The sequence below is a fragment of the Mameliella sp. MMSF_3455 genome (assembly GCF_030733205.1).
Classification (GTDB): domain Bacteria; phylum Pseudomonadota; class Alphaproteobacteria; order Rhodobacterales; family Rhodobacteraceae; genus Antarctobacter.
The window spans coordinates 105629-123397 of the sequence record NZ_JASHJL010000004.1 but is presented as its reverse complement, the minus strand read 5'-3'; the positions used below and the strand labels follow the sequence as shown (position 1 = coordinate 123397).

Sequence of the window (17769 nt, the reverse complement as noted above, 5' to 3'; positions counted from 1 at the left end):
CTCACCACGCCGAGGCGGCGGGGCCACACTTATGTGGCCCTTTTACATCAACTTGCGGCGGCGTGTCACGCGAATATCCAGGTCGGTGATCTTCTTGCGCAAAGTATTGCGATTGATGCCAAGCAAATCCGCGCATTTGGCCTGATTGCCGCCTGTCGCTTCCAGCGCAATCTCGATCAGCGGGGCCTCGACCTCGCGAATGATCCGGCCATAAAGCCCCGGCGGCGGCAGCATGGCGCCATGCAGGTCGAAATAGCGCCGCAAGTGACGACCCACGCTTTCGCCCAGCTTGTCGCTGTCGCCCCCCCGCAGCACGGGTCCGGTTTCCGGCTGATTGCCCAGCACCGCCTCGACCTCGCTGCGCGTGATCTCTTCGGCCCGACTGGTCAGGCTCAGACGCCGCACGGCGTTTTCCAACTGCCGCACGTTGCCGGGCCAGGAATAGACGCGAAACAGGTCCGCCGCCCCTTCCGACAGCCAGCGTTTCGGAGCGCCTTCGCGTTCGGCCCGGTTCAGAAAGTGTTCCGCAAGAAGCGGGATGTCCTCTACCCGTTCACGCAGGGAAGGCACCGCGATGGCCGCGCCGTCTAGGCGATAGAACAGGTCCTGCCGCACCTTGCCGTCCTCGATCAGGGACTGCGGATCATGCTGGGACGAGGCGAGGAAGCGCGGAACGTGGTCGCCCGGCACATCCATCATCCGAACCACGCGGGCCTGTATCTCGTCGCTGATGTCGGCGATTTCATCGATCAGGAGCGTCCCGCCCTTGACCCGTGCCAGCACCCGCGCCGGACCGTCCAGATCAGACAGGTCCGATCCGGTCACGGTTATGAAGGGAAGCGTGCGCCGATCGCTGAAATCATGCAGCGCGCGGGCGATCAGGGACTTTCCGGTGCCGCTTTCGCCGGTGATCAGCACCGGCAGGTCCGTGTTCATGACCCGTGCGACCAGACGGTACAGCCCCTGCATCGCCGGTGTCTTGCCCACCAGCGGCAGTTCGTCCGGTTCATCCGCGCCCACCACCGGCTCTTCGCGCTTGGGCGTCTTGTTGCGGTTTTCCAGCGCCCGAGCCGTACGCTTCATCAGGTCCGGCAGGTCAAAGGGCTTGGGCAGATAATCATAGGCCTCGGCCTCGGCCGCCTGGATGGCGGTCATGATCGTGTTCTGCGCCGAAATCACGATGACCGGCAGCCCGGGCCGATCCTCGGAGATCTTGGGCAGCATCTCCAGCCCGTTGCCATCGGGCATGACGACGTCGGAAATCACAACGTCGCCCTTGCCCTCGCTCACCCAGCGCATCAGCGTGGTCAGGCTGGACGTGGCATGCACCTTGCAGCCCGCGCGCGTCAGCGCCTGCGTCAGAACCGTGCGGATCGTGCGGTCGTCATCGGCGACCAGAATTGTGCCATCCATTTACGTGCTCTCCTTTGGCGCCGCAGGTGCCCGCGGCAGCGAAATGCGAAAAACCGTCTTGCCCGGAACGCTGTCGACGGAAATCCAACCGTCATGGTCCGAGATGATCTTGCTGACGAGCGCCAGTCCAAGGCCGGTGCCGTTCTCCTTGCCGGACACGAAGGGATCGAAGATGTCGCCCTTGATATCCGGCGGCAGACCCGGACCGTCGTCGATGATCTCGACCTGCAGCGGCAGCGTCTGGCCGGATCCATCCGCGCGCCGCAGCCGGAAGCTGTGTTCGTAGAATGTGTGCAGGCGGATCGTCCCGCCTTCCTTGGGATCAGCCGCCTCCGAGGCGTTCTTGATCAGGTTCAGCACCACCTGCAGCAGCTGATCCGGATCCCCCAGCGCCATCGGCAACGATGGGTCGTAATCCTCGATGATCTTCATATGGGCGCCAAAGCCCAACAGCGACGACCGCCGCGCCCTGTCCAAGACATCGTGTATATTGACCTCGCGCAATTCCGGCGCCGAGAGATTGCCGAACTGTTCGACCTGCTCCAGCAGCTTCACGATGCGACGGGTCTCGGCCACGATTAGATCAGTAAATTCAAGATCATCCTGACCGATGCTCATGCTGAGAAGCTGGGCCGCACCGGCGATCCCGGCCAGCGGATTCTTGATCTCGTGCGCCAGCATCTCGGCCATGCCGATGGCCGATTTCGCGGCGGATTTCACCGAATGGCTCTGCGTCATGCGCCCGGCCAGTTCGCGTGGCGAGATCAACATCACCATCCAGCCAGATCGACCGGACAACGGCGCGATCTGCAGGTTGCAGACCAGTGGCGGACGCGCGCCCGTGCCCACGTCGACATCATTGACGAAGAGCGGCGTGCCTTGGCTACGGGCGCGGACAAAGCTCTCTTCCAAAGGGGCATCCACGGCCAGCCGATCCCAGATCGGTTGGCCTGTCAGCCACTTGGAAGAGTTGTTCATGAACCCTTCGGCGGCCGGGTTCAGGTCGGCGATCCGGTCTTTCTCGTCGATCAGGATGGCCGGCACGGGCAAGGAGGACCAGATGTTGGGATCCGCTTCACTCATCACGCGGCCTCCGCCTCGGCGCTCAGCGCCTCTGGCAGAAGATCCAGCACCTTCTGCGTGTCCCTTTCGGTCAACAGACGCTTGCGCAGCGCCGCCGGCGTGTTGGCCGCATCCATATACCAGCCCAGATGCTTGCGCGCGACGCGATTACCCAGCGCCTTGCCGTAGAAATCCAGCATGGCCTCGTAGTGTCCCGACACCATGTCGATCAGCGCCGCGCCCTCGGGCACCTTCGGCGCCGGCGTGCCATAAAGCGCGTGAGCCACCTCGGCCAGCCGCCAGGGGGCACCCTGCGCCCCGCGCCCGATCATGACACCATCTGCGCCAGAGCGATCCAGCGCCTGACGTGCGGTTTCAGCGTCAACAATGTCTCCATTAGCGATTACAGGTACTTGCACCGCGCTCTTTACCTCCGAAATCGCGTCCCAATTGGCCTTGCCCTTGTAAAACTGGCAGCGTGTGCGGCCATGAATGACGATCATCTTCACTCCCGCCGCCTCGGCACTTCGGGCGATCTGCGGTGCGTTCAGGTGGTCGTCATCCCAGCCCAAGCGCGTTTTCAGCGTCACCGGCAGATCGACCGCCTCCACCACCGCCTCGACCAGGCGCAAGGCATGGTCCGGCGCCCGCATCAGGGCCGACCCTGACCACCCACCCGTCACCTTCTTGGCCGGGCAGCCCATGTTGATGTCGATAACCCGTGCGCCCATGTCGGCGACCATGCGCGCCGCCTCGGCCATCGGCTCGGGTTCGCGCCCTGCGATCTGCACGCTGGTATTCTCGATCTGCGCTCCCAGTTCCGCCTTTTCGCGGGTTCCCGGACGTTCGGTCAGGAACTCGCCGCTGGCGATCATCTCGGACACGACCAGACCCGCGCCAAAGCGCGAAACAAGCGTGCGAAAAGGCAGATCGGTGATTCCCGCAAGCGGAGCCAGCAAAACGGGTACGGTGATCCGCCGGTCTCCAAGATCAAAGCCCAATTGCCCAGTCCTTGTGCGATGGCGTGGAAGTAACCTCTTGGACCGAGATTTATGGGAGAGCTTTGTTTTCTTCAATCTATCCGGCCCAATTCTAGGGCGCACCACAGCCGCACGCCTATTTTTTAATCAAAACTCCCGCCTGATTGCGCAACGCGATGCCTGCGCCTATGAGAGAACGGCAATGATCGGACGGACCATGCAGACAGGGATCATCATCGTTGCGGCCGGTCGCGGGACGCGGGCCGGCGGCGGGCTGGCAAAACAGTGGCGGCGCGTGGCGGGCAAACCGGTGGCGCGCTGGACGCTCGAGGCCTTTGCCGGGCGCGGACCGCTGGTTTTGGTCGTGCACCCAGACGACATGCCACAGGCGCAGGCTGTCGCCGCAGGGCTGGACCTGCGGATCGTGACCGGCGGCGCGGACCGTGCCGCCTCTGTCCGTGCGGGGCTGGAGGCGCTGGCGCAGCTGGCGCCGGAACGGGTGCTGATCCATGACGTTGCCCGCCCCTGCGTGACGCCCGCCGTCATCGACGCGGTCCTGGCGGCGCTGGAGGATCACCCCGGCGCGGCGCCGGCCTTGCCCGTGACCGATGCGCTCTGGACTGGCGACGGAACCCGCGTGACCGGCACCCGCGAGCGCGAGGGGCTGTACCGCGCACAGACGCCGCAAGGGTTCCGCTTTGCCGAGATCCTGGCCGCCCATCGCGCGCATCCGGGCGGAGCCGCCGACGATGTGGCCGTGGCCCGCGCCGCCGGGTTGCACGTGGCCATCACACAGGGTGACGAGGCCAACCTGAAGATCACCACGCCCGGGGATTTCTCCCGTGCAGACAGTTACTTGCGAGGACAAATGGATATTCGCCTGGGCAATGGTTTTGACGTTCACGCCTTTGAAGAGGGCGATCACGTCGTCCTTTGCGGCATCAGGATTCCCCACAGCCGCAAGCTGAAAGGCCATTCCGATGCGGACGTGGGCATGCATGCCGTGACCGACGCCCTCTATGGTGCGCTGGCCGAGGGCGACATCGGGCGGCATTTCCCGCCGTCGGACCCGCAGTGGAAAGGCGCCGCCAGCGAGATATTTCTACGCCATGCGGTCGAGCTTGCCCGATCACGCGGTTTCGCGATCGGCAACATCGACCTGACCCTGATCTGTGAACGCCCGAAGGTGGGCCCGCATGCTGCTGAAATGACAGAGAAAATGGCGGATATCATGAGATTGGATGCAGGACGGATCTCGATCAAGGCCACCACCTCGGAACGGCTGGGGTTTACTGGCCGCGAAGAAGGGATCGCGGCATTGGCCACCGCGACACTGGTGTCGGCATGAGGTGGCTGGCCTCTGTCGGTGGGGTCGGCTACCTGCGCCCCGCGTCGGGCACCTGGGGATCCCTGGCGGCCCTGCCGATGGCCTACGGGATTCACCAGCTGGGCGGGTTCTGGCTCTTGCTGGTGCTGACGCTGCTGGCCTTCGGCCTTGGCTGGTGGGCCGTGCAGAGCCTGACCGCGCAGGGCCACGGAGAAGACCCGTCCTGGGTCGTGATCGACGAGCTGGCCGGGCAATGGATTGCAATTTTTCCAGTGAGTTATGGCGCCATGTTCATGGGCGTGGACATCTGGCGGCTGTGGCCCGGCTGGGTTGCGGGTTTTGTGCTGTTCCGTCTTTTTGACATCTGGAAGCCCTGGGTGATCGGCCGCATCGACCGGATGGGTACGCCCCTGGGCGTGATGCTGGACGATGTGCTGGCGGGCCTTTTCGCCGCAGTTGTCGCAATTGCCCTGGCCGGCCTGTCACATGGAGTCCTGATGTGAGCACTGCCAAGCAAATCATTGAAAAAGCTGCTGAAAGAAATCTCAAGATCACGACCGCCGAAAGCTGCACCGGGGGCATGGTGTCAGCCGCGCTCACCGATATTGCCGGATCTTCGGCGGCCTTCGAACGCGGCTTTGTCACCTATTCCAACGACGCCAAGGCCGAAATGCTGGGGGTCCTTCCCGCCACTCTGGACGTGCATGGCGCGGTGTCCGAGGAGGTCGTGCGCGAGATGGCCTTGGGTGCGCGCACCGCGGCGCGGGCGGATGTGGCAGTGGCGATCAGCGGGATCGCCGGGCCCGGCGGATCCGAGTTCAAGCCCGAAGGCCGCGTCTGCTACGGACTGGCCAACGCCAATGGCGTGACCACTCAGACCATCGAACATGGCGCCATAGGCCGCGCAGAGGTGCGCGCCGCGGCCACCCAACACGCGTTGGAATTGATCCTTTCGGCACTGTGACGGGGCCTTTCAGTTTGTACAAAACGTACGAAACGTACGTCGATTCCAGCATTTTGTACAAAGTGCCCCCGGAGGCCTGACAGAGCCGCTGACCAAGCCGTTCCGGGGGCGCATCCCGCCTTGTCTGGCCCGAAGACGTCACGATTTGCTCAGAAAACAGGCATTTTAACGAATCCGTCGCCCATGACCGTGCGCCCGGGTAAGCCATCATGCACCGTGTTTGAAGCCTCCTTAACTTGCCCGTTTTTCGGGCATTATCCAAATTTTAAGCCCATTCTTGAGGCTCTTTGCAAAGAGCGCCTGTTTTGCGCGCCCCTCAGCCCTGATGCCGCTTTTTTCCGCATCCGAATTCGTCTTTCTGCCCCGCAATCCAAGAGGAGGGACAAGAGACATGAACGGAGCGGATACCGCCTGGATCATCGTGGCAACAGCCCTGGTGCTGTTCATGACGCTGCCGGGGCTGGCGCTGTTTTACGGCGGCCTCGTGCGGGCACGGAACGTGCTGAGCGTCTTCATGCATTGCTATGCCATCGCCTGCCTGATGAGCGTGCTGTGGTTTGCCTTGGGCTATTCCATCGCCTTCGGCGAGGGCAACGCGTTCTGGGGCGGGCTGGACAAGGCCTTTCTGAACGGCATCGACGCGGACACGCTGGCGGGCACCCTGCCCGAGGCGCTCTTCTTTGCCTTCCAGATGACCTTTGCCATCATCACCCCGGCGCTGATCGTGGGCGCCTACGTGGAACGCGTGGGCTTTGGCTTTGTGCTGCTCTTCTCGGGGCTTTGGATGCTGCTGTGCTATGCGCCGGTGGTGCACTGGGTCTGGGGCGGCGGACTACTGGCGAGTGATGCGCCGCTGTTCGGCGAGGCGGTCAAGGATTTCGCGGGCGGCATCGTGGTGCATGAGACCGCCGGCCTGGCGGCGCTGCTGCTGGCGGTCTTCCTGGGGCCGCGCCGGACGCAGACCCACCCGCCGCACAACCCGGGCTATGTCATGATCGGGGCGGCGATGCTCTGGGTGGGCTGGTTCGGCTTCAACGGCGGTTCGCAGCTGGCGGCGGACGGGGGCGCGGCGATGGCATTGACGGTCACGCATCTGAGCGCGGCGGCGGCCTCGCTGACCTGGGCGCTCTGGGAGAAGGTCAAGTTCGGCAAGGCCTCGATGGTGGGCATGGTGACAGGCACGATCGCGGGCCTGGCCTCGATCACCCCGGCGTCGGGCTTTGTCGGGCCGGTGCAGGCGCTGATCATCGGCGCGGTGGCGGGCATCCTCTGCCAGGAGGCGGTGAACCTGATCCGCAACAAGCTGCGGATCGACGACACGCTGGACGTCTTTGCGGTGCACGGGGTCGGCGGGATCTTCGGCACGGTGATGATCGCGGTCTTTGGCCTGGGGTCCTGGGCGGCGCAGCTGGGGTCGCTGGTGGTGGTCGGCGTCTTTACCACGGTCGTGACGGTGGTGCTGATCTTCGTGGTCAAGGCGGTGGTGCCGCTGCGTGTCGACGAGGAAAGCGAGGTCAATGGGCTGGACATCTCGGTGCACGGTGAACGGGCCTATGACCACGCCAGCTAAGGACGGCTGACAAGTAACGACGAACGGGCCCCGGCGGGGCCCGTTTTCGTTTGCGACAAGGGGCCGGAGCTGGCCCGGGACCGGGTCGCTCAGGCGGCCAGTTGGGCGCAGAATCCCGCGCGGTCGCCACGGTCTACGGCCTGCCACAGGGCGCGTGCGCGGGTCTCTCCGACAAGGGCCGCGGCCTTGGCGTGCAGCCGGTCCCGGCGTGTTTCCAGCGTCATCGGGCTTTCGAGGTCGAAACTGGCGCTGCGGCCATTCCCGGGCCCGTCGATCGTGACCAGCGCCTCGGTCTCTTTCAGGTCGTCCTTGCCCACCACCTTGACCCGCTCGCGCAGGGCGATCACCGCCGGATCGGCACAAAGCGCATCGCTGTAGGTGTCGAGGGCGGCAGTGTCATGGCCCAGCAGGGCAAGCGCGACGGCGGTGCGATAGCTGAACTTGGCGCCGAGGCCCGTGGTCGGCGCCAGCTGATGGCAGACGGTCAGCCAGCGCGGATGGGTGAAGACCGTGATCTCGGTGATCCGGTCGGCGTCCAGGTCGGGCAGCGTTGCCAGCGCCTCGAGCGTGGCGTGCAGCCCGTGGCAGCAGGCGTGGAACTTGTGGCTGAGCGTTTCCAGCAGGGCGCCGGCGGGCTGCTCGGCAGTGCCGTCGCAGACATGGGTCTGGACAAAACCGTTGGTACAGTCGAGCGCGTCGGGGTTGGAGATGAAGCCACGCGCGGCGAGGAAGGCCGACTCGACCCCGTTGGCGGCGGCAATCCCGGCATTGAAGGGTTTGCCCATCGTGCCGAATTGCGACTTTAGCCCGGAGGCGCGGGTGGCGGTGAGGCCGAGCGCATGCAGGACCTGGTCCCCGGTCAGGTCCATCAGCTCGGCGGCGGCAAGACAGGCGCCAAAGGCCCCGGCGGTCGCGGTCTGGTGATAACCCGCCTGGTAGTGCGACCGGCCAAAACGCAGGCCGAAGCGGACAGAGGCCTCTGCCCCCAGGCGCGCGGCGGCCAAAATGTCCGACAGGGGCTTGTCCAACCTCTCGGCCACCGCAAGCGCCGCGGGCAGGACGGCCACGGAAGGGTGGCCGATATGGGCGAAATGCGTGTCGTCATAATCCAGCGCGTGCGAGGCGGCGCCATTGACCAGCGCGGCGGTTCGCATCGGGGCCCGCCCACCGCCGATTAGCGTGGCCTGCGGCGCGCCGCCCTCGTCCTCGGCCAGGGCGCGGGTCAGTTGCGCCACCGGTTCCCCCTGCCCCGCGATGCCGCAGGCGGCCCAGTCGAGCGCCGAGAGCGCCATGATGGCGCGCGCGGTCTCGGTGTCGGCGGCGCGGGCGGCCTCGATGATCGGGGTAAACGGGGATGTCATGAGGCGCCTCCGGCTGTGGTCCGCGGCGCAGACTAGCCGGATGCCGGGCGAGGTAAAGTCACTCTGCCGGGTCGGCCCCGGTCACGCTGCGGGCGGCGGCATAGGCCGGGGCGGCCCTGTGCCGGGCAGCGGGCGCAGGGGCCGGACCGCCGGGCAAGCCCTCCGGCGGCGCCGGGGCGGCGGTGGGGGACGGGCCTTCCGCGGCGGTCTGGTCGGGCGCCTGTTGCGATGACGGGTCGCGGCGGCGCCGGTCGCCCTGCTGGTCCCTGCCCTGGCGGTCCTCTGGATACCGGTCCAGCCCGTTGATCGCCGCCGCCGCAAGCCTGCCGGTCTGGCTGGTCGAGACGACAGGCGGCGGTGCGGGAACCGGCAGCTGCGCCGAGGGGGGCAGAACGGCACCGGTGGCCATCGGCGCCCCGGCGCCATTCGGCGCGGCCCCAGAGGGCGCGCCCTGGGCGACGGACTGTGGCGCCTGTCCGGGCGGCACTTTTTGGGCCGCGTTCTTGGCCGCCTGCGGCAGGCCGATCAGCTGCACCAAAGGCAGTTTAAGCGCGGCAATGTTGAAGATTGCTGGCATCAGCGGCTCCGAAACAGGGGTAACGGCCTGTTCGGAGATACGCCCGAAATCGGGCGATTTGCGGGCAAAGCCCGCCGCCAAAGGGGGAAACGCGCAATCTGGTTAACCCTGCGCAAGGGGCGCGGCGACCCGGGTCAGGTCTCTGCAATGCCCCGGGACGGGGTCAACCGTACAGTTCTGCGGCGCGGCGTTCGAAGGCGCGCACGATGCGCTGCATCGCGTCGTAGAAGAACATGCCCGCCGCCCCCTGCAGGATGCGGTTTCGGAACTCGAAATCGACGAAGAAGGAAACCTCGCAGCCGCCCTCGACATCCTTGAACCCCCATTTGGACACCATGTGGTGAAAGGGCCCGTCGAGGTATTCCGTGTCGATGCGCATGTCGTCGGGCCAGAGCGTGACCCGGCTGCCGAACTTTTCGCGGAAGACCTTGAACGAGATCACCAGGTCCGCAAGCATCACCTCGTGATCGCCTTCGTCGTGGCGCGAGCGGATGCGCGCCGCCGCCGTCCAGGGCAGGAATTTCGGGTAGGAGGCCACGTCCCCCACCAGGTCATACATCTGCTGGGCGGTATAGGGCAGCTTGCGGGTTTCTGAGTGGGTCGGCATGTCGCTCTTTTCGGGACTGAACAATGCGGCGGGATTTCGTATTGTCGGGCGGGAATTTCAAGGGAAAGCCATGACAAAGCGTCCTTATGTCGTAGACGAGATGATATCGGCCAAGTCCATCGCCGCACGGATCGAGGCCCTGGCGCAGGAGATCGACCGCGAGTTCGCCGATACCGACAAGCTGGTGGTTGTCGGCCTGTTGCGCGGCAGTTTCGTGTTCATCGCCGATCTGGTGCGGGAATTGCACCTGCCGGTCGAGGTGGATTTCCTCGAGGCCTCGTCCTACGGCGACGGCATGGAATCGAGCCGCGAGGTGCGCATCCTCAAGGACCTGCGGTCGGGGATCGAGGGGCGCGACGTGCTGGTGGTCGAGGACATCATCGACACCGGGTTCACCATGAGCCACGTCCTTCACATGCTGCGCGGGCGCGAGCCGCGCAAACTGAAGGTGATTGCCCTATTGGACAAGCCCACGCGGCGCGAGGTGGAGATCAAGGCGGACTGGACCGGCTTCGAGATCCCGGACGAATTCGTCGTGGGCTACGGCATCGACTTTGCTCAGCGCAATCGCAACCTGCCCTATATCGGCAAGGTGCGCTTCACCGACTGATCGAGCACGGGCGGCGCGCCGTTCTCAGCGCTTGTGGCTGTCGGCAAAGGCGCGGGCCGCGGCGCGCTGGCCTTGGTCAAAGTCCTGGGCGATCTCCTCGCAATCGGCGGTGGCATCGCCCTCTTCAAGGCTGTGCCCCCAGTCGAGGCCCAGCAGGCAATAGCCGTAGCCCTTGACCGGGTCGTGCCAGAAGCCCTCGTAGTCCTCCCAGGCGACAAACAGGCCCAGTTCAAAGGCCGCCTTGGCCACGCCCTTTTCGACGCCCATGCTGTAGAGAAGGTAGGATTTCAGCAGATCCTGCGCGATGCCGTCGTTGCCCTCGTACAGCCAGGCGAGGTCGGGAATCGATTTCTTGTCGCCGGCGGCCACGGCCCGTTCCAGGTAGACGCGGCTGAGGTCCACGTCCCGCGCCACGCCATTGCCGTGGTAATAGGCATAGCCGACCTCGCGCAGCCCGTTGAACGTGCCCGCATCCGCGCCCTTGCGGTACATTTCCAGCGCCCTGACCTTGTCCGCCTCGACGCCGCGACCGTGGAAATACATGTCGCCCAGCAGGTTCCAGCCCTGCGGATAGTCCAGCGCGATGGCCTCTTCGGCCAGGGCGCGGGTCTTGTCATGATCGATGCCGAATCCATCGTGGTCGTTCTGCCAGAACAGCGCCATGTTGAAATGCGCCCGGGCGAATCCCTGGTCGGCGGCACGCCGGTACCAGTCCAGCCCGGCGGCGGGGTCATAGGCCAGCCCCTTGCCGCCGTCCTTTTCGGTCAGGCTGGCGCCAAGGATGTTCTGCGCCACCGGATCGCCGGCCTCTGCCGCCGCGCGCACGGTGTCCCAGATCCCCTCGTAGCGCCCGTTCAGCCAGGCTTCGCGCGCCTCGGCCAGCGCCGGAGATATCTCTCGGTCAAGAGTGCCCTGGGCGGATACGGCCAACGGCCAGAGCGCGATCAGCGCGGCAAGGAATCGGGACATGGCAAAGGGCTCCGTTTAAAAAAGACGTTATCTGTTGCAAGGATAGTCAGGCGGTTGTCCGCCGGTCAAACGCCAAGGGCGCTGCGCAAGCTTGCAGATCACACCTGCGCGAGAGCACATGGTACCCGGCAGGCAAGAATGTGATTGTCACATTGGCCTGCGATATTATGCTGCAGGTATTCAACACAGGGAGATACCCATGAAAACTCCATTTGCCGCACTGGCGCTTCTGGCCGTTCTAGGCACCCCCGCCCTCGCACAGGACCTTCCGCAGCCGGTCAAGGCGCGCCAGGGCCAGTTCAACATCATGGCGCTGAACCTGGGTGTTCTGGGTGGCATGGCGCGTGGCACGGTCGAGTATGACGCCGAGGCGGCGCAGGCCGCAGCCGATTCGCTGGTGGCCGTTTCGACGCTGTCGCAGGGCGCCATGTGGCCGGACGGCACCGACGAAGGGTCGATCGCAGGCACCCGCGCCAAGGCCGACATCTGGGGCAACATGGATGACTTCACGTCCAAGTGGGCCGACTTCGGCGAAGCAGCCACCGCGATGGCAGCCGCCGCTGGCACCGGCCGCGACGCACTGGGCCCGAACATGGGCGCGCTCGGCAATGCCTGCAAGGCCTGCCACGACAGCTACCGCGTGCCCGAGTAAGCCGCGGTGCGCAGCTTTCTGAAACTTCTGGTCCTGGCGGCGATTGTCGGCGCCGGGATCGGTCTTTGGGTGACGGCCCCCAGCCGCGTGGACGCGGCCCGTTTCGACGGGCTGACCGGCGATGCCGCGCGCGGCGAGACTGTGTTTACCGCGGCGGGCTGTGCCTCGTGCCACCATGCCAAGGGGGCCGAGGACAAGCTGCTGCTGACCGGCGGAATGGAATTCGTGTCGGATTTCGGCACTTTCTACGCGCCCAACATCTCGCCTCATCCGGAGGCGGGCATCGGCGGCTGGAGCTTCGAGGATTTCGCCAACGCGGTGACGCGCGGCGTGTCCCCGGAAGGTCAGCACTATTACCCGGCCTTCCCCTATACCGCCTACACCAAGATGCAGGACCAGGACCTGAGCGATCTCTGGGCCTACATGCAGACGCTGGAGCCCAGCGACGTGGCCAGCAAACCGCATGACGTGGGCTTTCCCTTCAACATCCGCCGCTCCGTCGGCGGCTGGAAGTTCCTCTTCATGTCGGATGACTACGTGATGGAGGCCGCCGACAACGAGCGTGGCCGCTATCTGGTGGAAACGCTGGCGCATTGCGCCGAATGCCACACCCCGCGCAACCCGCTGGGTGCGCTGGACACGGCCCGGTGGATGGGCGGCGCGCCGAATCCCTCGGGAAGCGGCACGATTCCCGCGCTGACACCGGACAAGTTGGACTGGTCCGCCGCCGACGTGGCCTATTACCTCGAATCGGGCTTCACGCCGACCTTCGACGCGGTGGGCGGCCACATGGCCGAAGTGGTCGAGAATTTCGCCGCCCTTCCGGCGGAAGACCGCGAGGCGGTCGCCTCCTACATCAAGGCCCTGCCGCCCTTGGGTGAGTGATGCCGGTAATCTGAGCCTCGGCTGAACCCGCGTGCCGGGTTCAGCCGCCCCCGGTGCTGACATTGCCGCGCTGATATTGCCGCGAACCCGCACCGGACCGGACGTTTCGGCCGGTGCTTTTCCTTTCAGATCCCCGTCAACCTAGCGCGCGTCTCAGTTCGCCAGCTTTGCTTCGCGGGCCGCGCGCAGCCGCGCGAAATCATCCCCCGCGTGGTAGGACGACCGCGTCAGGGGCGTGGCCGAGACCATGAGGAACCCCTTGCCATAGGCGGTTTTCTCGTAAGAGGCGAATTCCTCGGGCGTCACGAACCGGTCGACGCGGTGGTGTTTCGGCGTCGGCTGCAGGTATTGCCCGATGGTCAGGAAGTCGACGTCCGCCGCGCGCATATCGTCCATGATCTGCGTGACCGCCTGCCGGTCCTCGCCGAGGCCGACCATGATCCCGGACTTGGTAAAGATCGACGGGTCGATCTCCTTGACCCGCTGCAACAGGCGCAGGCTGTGGAAATAGCGCGCGCCGGGCCGCACGGTCGGGTACAGGCCGGGGACGGTTTCGAGGTTGTGGTTGAAGACATCGGGCTTTGCGGCCACGACGACTTCCAGCGCCTCGGGACCACATTTCAGGAAATCCGGCGTCAGGATCTCGATGGTTGTGCCGGGCGCGCGGTGGCGCACGGCGCGGATGGTCTGGGCGAAATGCTCTGCTCCCCCGTCTTCCAGATCGTCGCGGTCGACAGAGGTGATGACGACGTGGTTCAGCCCCAGCTTCTGCACAGCATCGGCCACGCGACCGGGTTCGAACACGTCCAGAGTGTCCGGGCGCCCGGTGGCGACGTTGCAGAAGGTACAGCCGCGAGTGCAGATCTCGCCCATGATCATCATGGTGGCATGGCCCTGGTTCCAGCATTCGCCCGCGTTGGGACAGCCGGCCTCTTCGCAGACGGTGACCAGGTTGTGCTCTCGCATGATGCGGCGGGTCTCGGCATAGCCTTTTCCGCCGGGCGCCTTGACCCGGATCCAATCCGGTTTCTTCGGCTGGGCGTTGTCCGGGCGATGCGCCTTTTCCGGGTGGCGTTCGGCGGGCATTTTGAGATCGCGCACGGATATTTCCCCTCTCCTGACAAGGACCTTTTCCTTAGTATCGTATTGCAGGGGGCGTTTCCAGTGCACCCGGCCGCAGTCCCTGTGGCCTTTCCCCGATGCTAACGATTTCCCCTTGCACCTTTCCCCGGTGTTTCAAAAACTTAGGCCCCGGGGCGGCGTGATGCCCCCCCGGGGCCATGCAAGAGGTGTCTGTCAGGGTTGCCTTGTTGGCAGGACTGGATCAGCGGATCAGGTCACCGCCCCCCTTGCTGCGTTCCTCGTAGTGGCGGCGCAGACGCTGCAGCGCGATACGCAGCACGATCTTGCCCGACCGGGCCGACCACCCCAACCGTTTCTCGGTGGTTTCCAGGCCTTCGAGATAACAGCAGCAACGCAGCGCAACGTCCCCGAGGCCGGGGCCCAGGTCGCGCAGCGCCGACTGAAGGCGGGCCTGCGCGGCGGCTGATCCGCTCTCCTCCTGCCCGCTGGGGGCCGTGACAACACCGGCGGTCAGGAACTGGTCCCAGTTCTGGGCCGTGCGCGGCCCCATCTGGGCCAGTTCGAAATCCTCGCGCAGACGCTCGCCCGCAGCGATCAACTCTTCCGACAGGAACGGCTCGCCATCCTTGCTGCGACGGCGTCCCAGGGCGGTCAGCGGGCTCTCGGCCAGCATGTAGCGCCCCTTGCGCGCGCGGGGGTCACGCTCGACCTCGTCCAGTGCGGCCTCGGCATCGCGCCCGGTCTCGAACCCGGCCTGGGCCTCGGCAAAGCCGCGGACGCGGCTTTCCTGCTCGGCCACCAAGCGGTTGAGCGCCGCGCGCCCCGCAGAAGTGATGCGATAGCGCGAGATCCGCCCCGGCGCATCACAGGCGATCCAGTCGTTGAGCGCCATTGCCTGGGCAACGGCGACATCCACCACGGCGGTGCGCGTGCTGCCGCCGTCGCCGGTGTCGCGCACGACCACGGCCTTGTCCATCTCTACCGCGACGGCCAGCACGGCGCCGCTTTCGCACAAGCGGCGCAGCACGCGCCGTGCCTCGCGGGCCAGCGTGGCCTCGTCCGGCGGCGTGGGTGTCATGGCAGCGTTCATCGGGTCCATGTCCTTTCTGGTCTCTTGTGCCGGAACCGTTTCCCCGGCAGCCCCCAGGTTGCACAAAGCCGCATCAACCAAAGGATCGTCCCTGCGGGTCTCGATCCTGCGCACCTGGCGCAGGACGGTCGACGCGTGGCACCCAGCTTGCCGCGCGAGTTCCCGGATCGAGCACCCCTGTTCAGTGTGCGCGAGGTAGACGCGCGCCGCATCGGGCACCCAGTTCGGCAGTTGATCCGCCGGGATGTCGATCCGCGCGTCACGCATGGGCGCATACTGAAAAAGGGGTTATTTCCACAGACTTATCCCCAGTGGCAACTTGAGCAACCTAAACGTGTGTTCCTTACTGGACAGTTAATGAAACACCGCAAAAGTGATTGTTTATAAGAAAGTTAAACTAGTTCTGAACTCTGCGTTCGGACCGTGCGCCCCCGACGCAACACTCGCCCAGACCGTGCATAGTCAGCCGGAATTCGCATGACGCGAACTGCATGGAGCGAGACGATGAAAGACATTCTTGGTTTGCTGAACGACCTGCGCCGCCCGCGCCTGCTGATCCGCGCAGCCCGCATCGGCGCACAGGACTATCGGCGCAATCCGCACCTCAACCGTCTGCTGGGATATGGCGCCCTGCCCCGCCCCGGCGCCGCGCTGATGCGGCTGGTTGAGATCGAGGCCGAACTGAACGAGCGGCGCCATGCCGATGACGCCGCCTATTCGGTCAGCCGCCATGTCGAGGTGCTGACCGCAATGATGGGCGAAGCCCGTATCCTGCGCGAGGCAGCCTACTGAGACCGCCCGCGTTCCTCCGGCCCGACCCTCAGGAGAAGGCGTCGGGCATCGAGGCCTTGCGCTCTGCCACATAGGCGTTGAGCGCCTCGTTGATCGAGGGATCGAGCATCGGCTGCTGGTAGGTATCCAGGAGTTTCTGAACCCGCGCCGTCGCCAATGCCACGGTGTCCCGGGCGCCTTCCTCGGACCAGGTCTCATACGGCTTGTAGTCGAAGACCTCGGAACGCCAGAAGGCGGTCTTGAAGTTGGCCTGAGTGTGGGCACAGCCAAGGTAGTGTCCGCCCGGGCCGACCTCGCGGATCGCATCCATCGCCAGCGTTTCCTCATTCACTGTCACGCCCTGCGCCATCTTGTGCAGCGTGCCCAGCTGGTCGGCATCCATCACGAACTTTTCGAACGAGGCGACGAGCCCGCCTTCGAGCCAGCCGCAGGAATGCAGCATGAAGTTCACGCCGGACAAGAGCCCCATGTTCAGAGAGTTCGCCGTTTCGTAGGCCGCCTGTGCGTCCGGCAGCTTCGAGCCGCAGAACGACCCGGCCGACCGGAAGGGCAGCCCGAGACGCCGAGCCAGCTGACCGGCACCGTAGGTGACCTGCGACGCTTCCGGCGTGCCGAAGGTGGGCGCGCCCGAGTTCATGTCGATCGAGGTCACGAAGGCGCCCATGATGACCGGTGCGCCCGGGCGCACCAGCTGCGCATAGGCCACACCGGCCAGCGTTTCCGCCAGCACCTGCACCAGCGTGCCCGCGACCGAGACAGGCGCCATCGCGCCACCCACGATGAAGGGTGAGATGATGCAGGCCTGGTTGTTGGCCGCGTAGATTTCCAGCGCGCCCATCATCACGTCATCGAAGGTCAGCGGCGAGTTGATGTTGATGAGCGAGGTCATCACCGTGTTGTCCTGCACGAACTCCTTGCCGAACAGGATGCCCGCCATGTCGACGCTGTCCTGCGCGCGGCTGGGTTCGGTCACGGACCCCATGAAGGGCTTGTCAGACAGCGTCATGTGAGCCAGCAGCATGTCCAGGTGACGCTTGTTCACCGGCACGTCGGTCGGTTCGCAAACCGTGCCACCGGAATGGTGCAGCCATTTGCACATCTGGCCCAGCTTCACGAACTTGCGGAAATCCTCGATCGTGGCGTAGCGGCGACCGCCGTCGGCGTCGCGCACGAAGGGCGGGCCGTAGACCGGCGCCAGAACAAGGCTGTTGCCACCGATCTCGACGGATTTGGCCGGGTTGCGGGCGTGCTGGGTGAACCGCGACGGCGCCGTCTTGATCAGCTCGCGGGCAAGACCGCGCGGGATACGCACGCGTTCGCCATCGACATTGGCACCTGCCTCCCGCCAACGCTCCAGCGCGGCGGGATTCTGGACGAAGTTGACGCCGACCTCTTCGAGCACCTGTTCGGCGTGATCCTCGATCATTTCCAGAGCGGCGTCGTCCAACAACTCCATGTTGGGGATGTTACGCTCGATGTAGCGGGCGGTCTCCACCTGGACCGAGGTCCGTTCGGCGCGGCGCGCGGCACCGCCGCCACCTCTGGACCGTTTGCGCGCTGCTGCTTCTGCCATCTGTTTCAGCCCTTGTCTGCGGGGGCGGTGCCGTCATCGGCCCACCGGATCATTCCCCGTTCTAACGCGTCGCGCAGAGGGCCCATCGGTCTTTTCCGGCAGGTGCGGGGAAAAAGCGACATTCCTACGCCGCTCTGTGCCATGCAAGCGCCCACGTGACCCACCGGCCGGGAATCGCGGCGCGGCATTGATGACCCAGAGAAGGAAGCCAGGCGTAGGATTGCGCTTCGCAGAACCAGTTCGCGTCTCCGGGA

The 17769-nt window shown here is 65.4% G+C and carries 18 protein-coding genes; 8 read left to right on the top strand and 10 right to left on the bottom strand.

The window, feature by feature from the left end:
• Positions 1–42: 42 nt before the first annotated feature.
• Genes RBB42_RS03955 through dusB form a run of 3 tightly spaced genes read right to left on the bottom strand, consistent with a single transcriptional unit; the run spans position 43 to position 3476 of the window.
• On the bottom strand, positions 43–1413 hold the full coding sequence (locus RBB42_RS03955) for a response regulator (RefSeq protein WP_305968211.1): 1371 nt from the start codon (positions 1411–1413) through the stop codon (positions 43–45).
• Positions 1414–2496, bottom strand: coding sequence for a two-component system sensor histidine kinase NtrB (locus RBB42_RS03950; protein ID WP_305968210.1), 1083 nt, complete (start codon positions 2494–2496; stop codon positions 1414–1416).
• Positions 2496–3476: a tRNA dihydrouridine synthase DusB gene (gene dusB / locus RBB42_RS03945; RefSeq protein WP_305968209.1), complete on the bottom strand. Its 981-nt coding sequence runs from the start codon at positions 3474–3476 to the stop codon at positions 2496–2498. The genes RBB42_RS03950 and dusB overlap by 1 nt, the downstream gene beginning before the upstream one ends.
• A 196-nt stretch (positions 3477–3672) precedes the next feature.
• Between dusB and RBB42_RS03940 the strand changes: the two genes are divergently transcribed.
• The 4 genes from RBB42_RS03940 to RBB42_RS03925 all read left to right on the top strand — a co-directional run bounded on the left by RBB42_RS03940 (position 3673) and on the right by RBB42_RS03925 (position 7316).
• A complete protein-coding gene (locus RBB42_RS03940; RefSeq protein ID WP_305968302.1) occupies positions 3673–4803 on the top strand; it encodes a bifunctional 2-C-methyl-D-erythritol 4-phosphate cytidylyltransferase/2-C-methyl-D-erythritol 2,4-cyclodiphosphate synthase in 1131 nt (376 codons plus the stop codon).
• Entirely contained in the window at positions 4800–5285 is a 486-nt protein-coding gene (locus tag RBB42_RS03935; RefSeq protein ID WP_305968208.1) for a phosphatidylglycerophosphatase A family protein, read from the top strand. Before RBB42_RS03940 ends, RBB42_RS03935 begins: the two co-directional genes overlap by 4 nt.
• Positions 5282–5746, top strand: coding sequence for a CinA family protein (locus RBB42_RS03930; protein ID WP_306043600.1), 465 nt, complete (start codon positions 5282–5284; stop codon positions 5744–5746). The genes RBB42_RS03935 and RBB42_RS03930 overlap by 4 nt, the downstream gene beginning before the upstream one ends.
• 391 nt (positions 5747–6137) lie before the next feature.
• Complete coding sequence (locus tag RBB42_RS03925; RefSeq protein WP_305968206.1) at positions 6138–7316, top strand: ammonium transporter; 1179 nt, start codon at positions 6138–6140, stop codon at positions 7314–7316.
• A gap of 89 nt (positions 7317–7405) precedes the next feature.
• On the opposite strand, the gene RBB42_RS03920 is transcribed toward RBB42_RS03925, so the two are convergent.
• From RBB42_RS03920 to RBB42_RS03910, 3 genes are all read right to left on the bottom strand, one after another.
• A complete protein-coding gene (locus RBB42_RS03920; protein ID WP_305968205.1) occupies positions 7406–8677 on the bottom strand; it encodes an MmgE/PrpD family protein in 1272 nt (423 codons plus the stop codon).
• A gap of 58 nt (positions 8678–8735) precedes the next feature.
• Positions 8736–9254, bottom strand: a complete 519-nt coding sequence (locus RBB42_RS03915; protein WP_305968204.1) for a hypothetical protein — start codon at positions 9252–9254, stop codon at positions 8736–8738.
• A gap of 163 nt (positions 9255–9417) precedes the next feature.
• Positions 9418–9861 (bottom strand): type II toxin-antitoxin system RatA family toxin, encoded by a 444-nt coding sequence (locus tag RBB42_RS03910; RefSeq protein WP_305968203.1) that lies wholly within the window; start codon positions 9859–9861, stop codon positions 9418–9420.
• 70 nt (positions 9862–9931) lie between these two features.
• Between RBB42_RS03910 and hpt the strand changes: the two genes are divergently transcribed.
• Entirely contained in the window at positions 9932–10471 is a 540-nt protein-coding gene (hpt, locus tag RBB42_RS03905) for a hypoxanthine phosphoribosyltransferase (RefSeq protein WP_305968202.1), read from the top strand.
• A 24-nt stretch (positions 10472–10495) separates the two neighbouring features.
• On the opposite strand, the gene RBB42_RS03900 is transcribed toward hpt, so the two are convergent.
• Entirely contained in the window at positions 10496–11440 is a 945-nt protein-coding gene (locus RBB42_RS03900) for a tetratricopeptide repeat protein (protein ID WP_305968201.1), read from the bottom strand.
• 199 nt (positions 11441–11639) lie between these two features.
• Here RBB42_RS03900 and RBB42_RS03895 point away from each other — a divergent pair, with 199 nt between their 5' ends.
• Positions 11640–12092, top strand: coding sequence for a c-type cytochrome (locus RBB42_RS03895; protein WP_305968200.1), 453 nt, complete (start codon positions 11640–11642; stop codon positions 12090–12092).
• A gap of 6 nt (positions 12093–12098) precedes the next feature.
• Entirely contained in the window at positions 12099–12977 is an 879-nt protein-coding gene (locus tag RBB42_RS03890) for a cytochrome c (RefSeq protein ID WP_305968199.1), read from the top strand.
• Between the two features lie 153 nt (positions 12978–13130).
• Here the strand turns inward: RBB42_RS03890 and lipA are convergent, their stop codons facing one another.
• Together lipA and RBB42_RS03880 are read right to left on the bottom strand one after the other, a co-directional pair.
• Positions 13131–14078 carry a lipoyl synthase gene (gene lipA / locus RBB42_RS03885; RefSeq protein WP_305968198.1) on the bottom strand — a complete coding sequence of 316 codons (948 nt, stop codon included), beginning with the start codon at positions 14076–14078 and terminating at the stop codon, positions 13131–13133.
• Positions 14079–14301: 223 nt separating this feature from the next.
• Positions 14302–15417: a DUF6456 domain-containing protein gene (locus RBB42_RS03880; RefSeq protein ID WP_305968197.1), complete on the bottom strand. Its 1116-nt coding sequence runs from the start codon at positions 15415–15417 to the stop codon at positions 14302–14304.
• Positions 15418–15654: 237 nt separating this feature from the next.
• Between RBB42_RS03880 and RBB42_RS03875 the strand changes: the two genes are divergently transcribed.
• Positions 15655–15942: a DUF6477 family protein gene (locus RBB42_RS03875; RefSeq protein WP_043139790.1), complete on the top strand. Its 288-nt coding sequence runs from the start codon at positions 15655–15657 to the stop codon at positions 15940–15942.
• 28 nt (positions 15943–15970) lie between these two features.
• On the opposite strand, the gene RBB42_RS03870 is transcribed toward RBB42_RS03875, so the two are convergent.
• Positions 15971–17515, bottom strand: a complete 1545-nt coding sequence (locus tag RBB42_RS03870; protein WP_305968196.1) for a trimethylamine methyltransferase family protein — start codon at positions 17513–17515, stop codon at positions 15971–15973.
• Positions 17516–17769 lie beyond the last annotated feature (254 nt).

What these genes read in the sequence shown, in the direction of transcription:
- RBB42_RS03895 (WP_305968200.1), top strand. Translation starts at nt 11,640, where the DNA reads ATGAAAACTCCATTTGCCGCACTGGCGCTTCTGGCCGTTCTAGGCACC.
- RBB42_RS03950 (WP_305968210.1), bottom strand. Translation starts at nt 2,496, where the DNA reads ATGAGTGAAGCGGATCCCAACATCTGGTCCTCCTTGCCCGTGCCGGCC.
- RBB42_RS03875 (WP_043139790.1), top strand. Translation starts at nt 15,655, where the DNA reads ATGAAAGACATTCTTGGTTTGCTGAACGACCTGCGCCGCCCGCGCCTG.
- RBB42_RS03915 (WP_305968204.1), bottom strand. Translation starts at nt 9,254, where the DNA reads ATGCCAGCAATCTTCAACATTGCCGCGCTTAAACTGCCTTTGGTGCAG.
- RBB42_RS03925 (WP_305968206.1), top strand. Translation starts at nt 6,138, where the DNA reads ATGAACGGAGCGGATACCGCCTGGATCATCGTGGCAACAGCCCTGGTG.
- RBB42_RS03935 (WP_305968208.1), top strand. Translation starts at nt 4,800, where the DNA reads ATGAGGTGGCTGGCCTCTGTCGGTGGGGTCGGCTACCTGCGCCCCGCG.
- RBB42_RS03870 (WP_305968196.1), bottom strand. Translation starts at nt 17,515, where the DNA reads ATGGCAGAAGCAGCAGCGCGCAAACGGTCCAGAGGTGGCGGCGGTGCC.
- RBB42_RS03880 (WP_305968197.1), bottom strand. Translation starts at nt 15,417, where the DNA reads ATGCGTGACGCGCGGATCGACATCCCGGCGGATCAACTGCCGAACTGG.
- RBB42_RS03955 (WP_305968211.1), bottom strand. Translation starts at nt 1,413, where the DNA reads ATGGATGGCACAATTCTGGTCGCCGATGACGACCGCACGATCCGCACG.
- hpt (WP_305968202.1), top strand. Translation starts at nt 9,932, where the DNA reads ATGACAAAGCGTCCTTATGTCGTAGACGAGATGATATCGGCCAAGTCC.
- RBB42_RS03910 (WP_305968203.1), bottom strand. Translation starts at nt 9,861, where the DNA reads ATGCCGACCCACTCAGAAACCCGCAAGCTGCCCTATACCGCCCAGCAG.
- RBB42_RS03900 (WP_305968201.1), bottom strand. Translation starts at nt 11,440, where the DNA reads ATGTCCCGATTCCTTGCCGCGCTGATCGCGCTCTGGCCGTTGGCCGTA.
- RBB42_RS03940 (WP_305968302.1), top strand. Translation starts at nt 3,673, where the DNA reads ATGCAGACAGGGATCATCATCGTTGCGGCCGGTCGCGGGACGCGGGCC.
- RBB42_RS03920 (WP_305968205.1), bottom strand. Translation starts at nt 8,677, where the DNA reads ATGACATCCCCGTTTACCCCGATCATCGAGGCCGCCCGCGCCGCCGAC.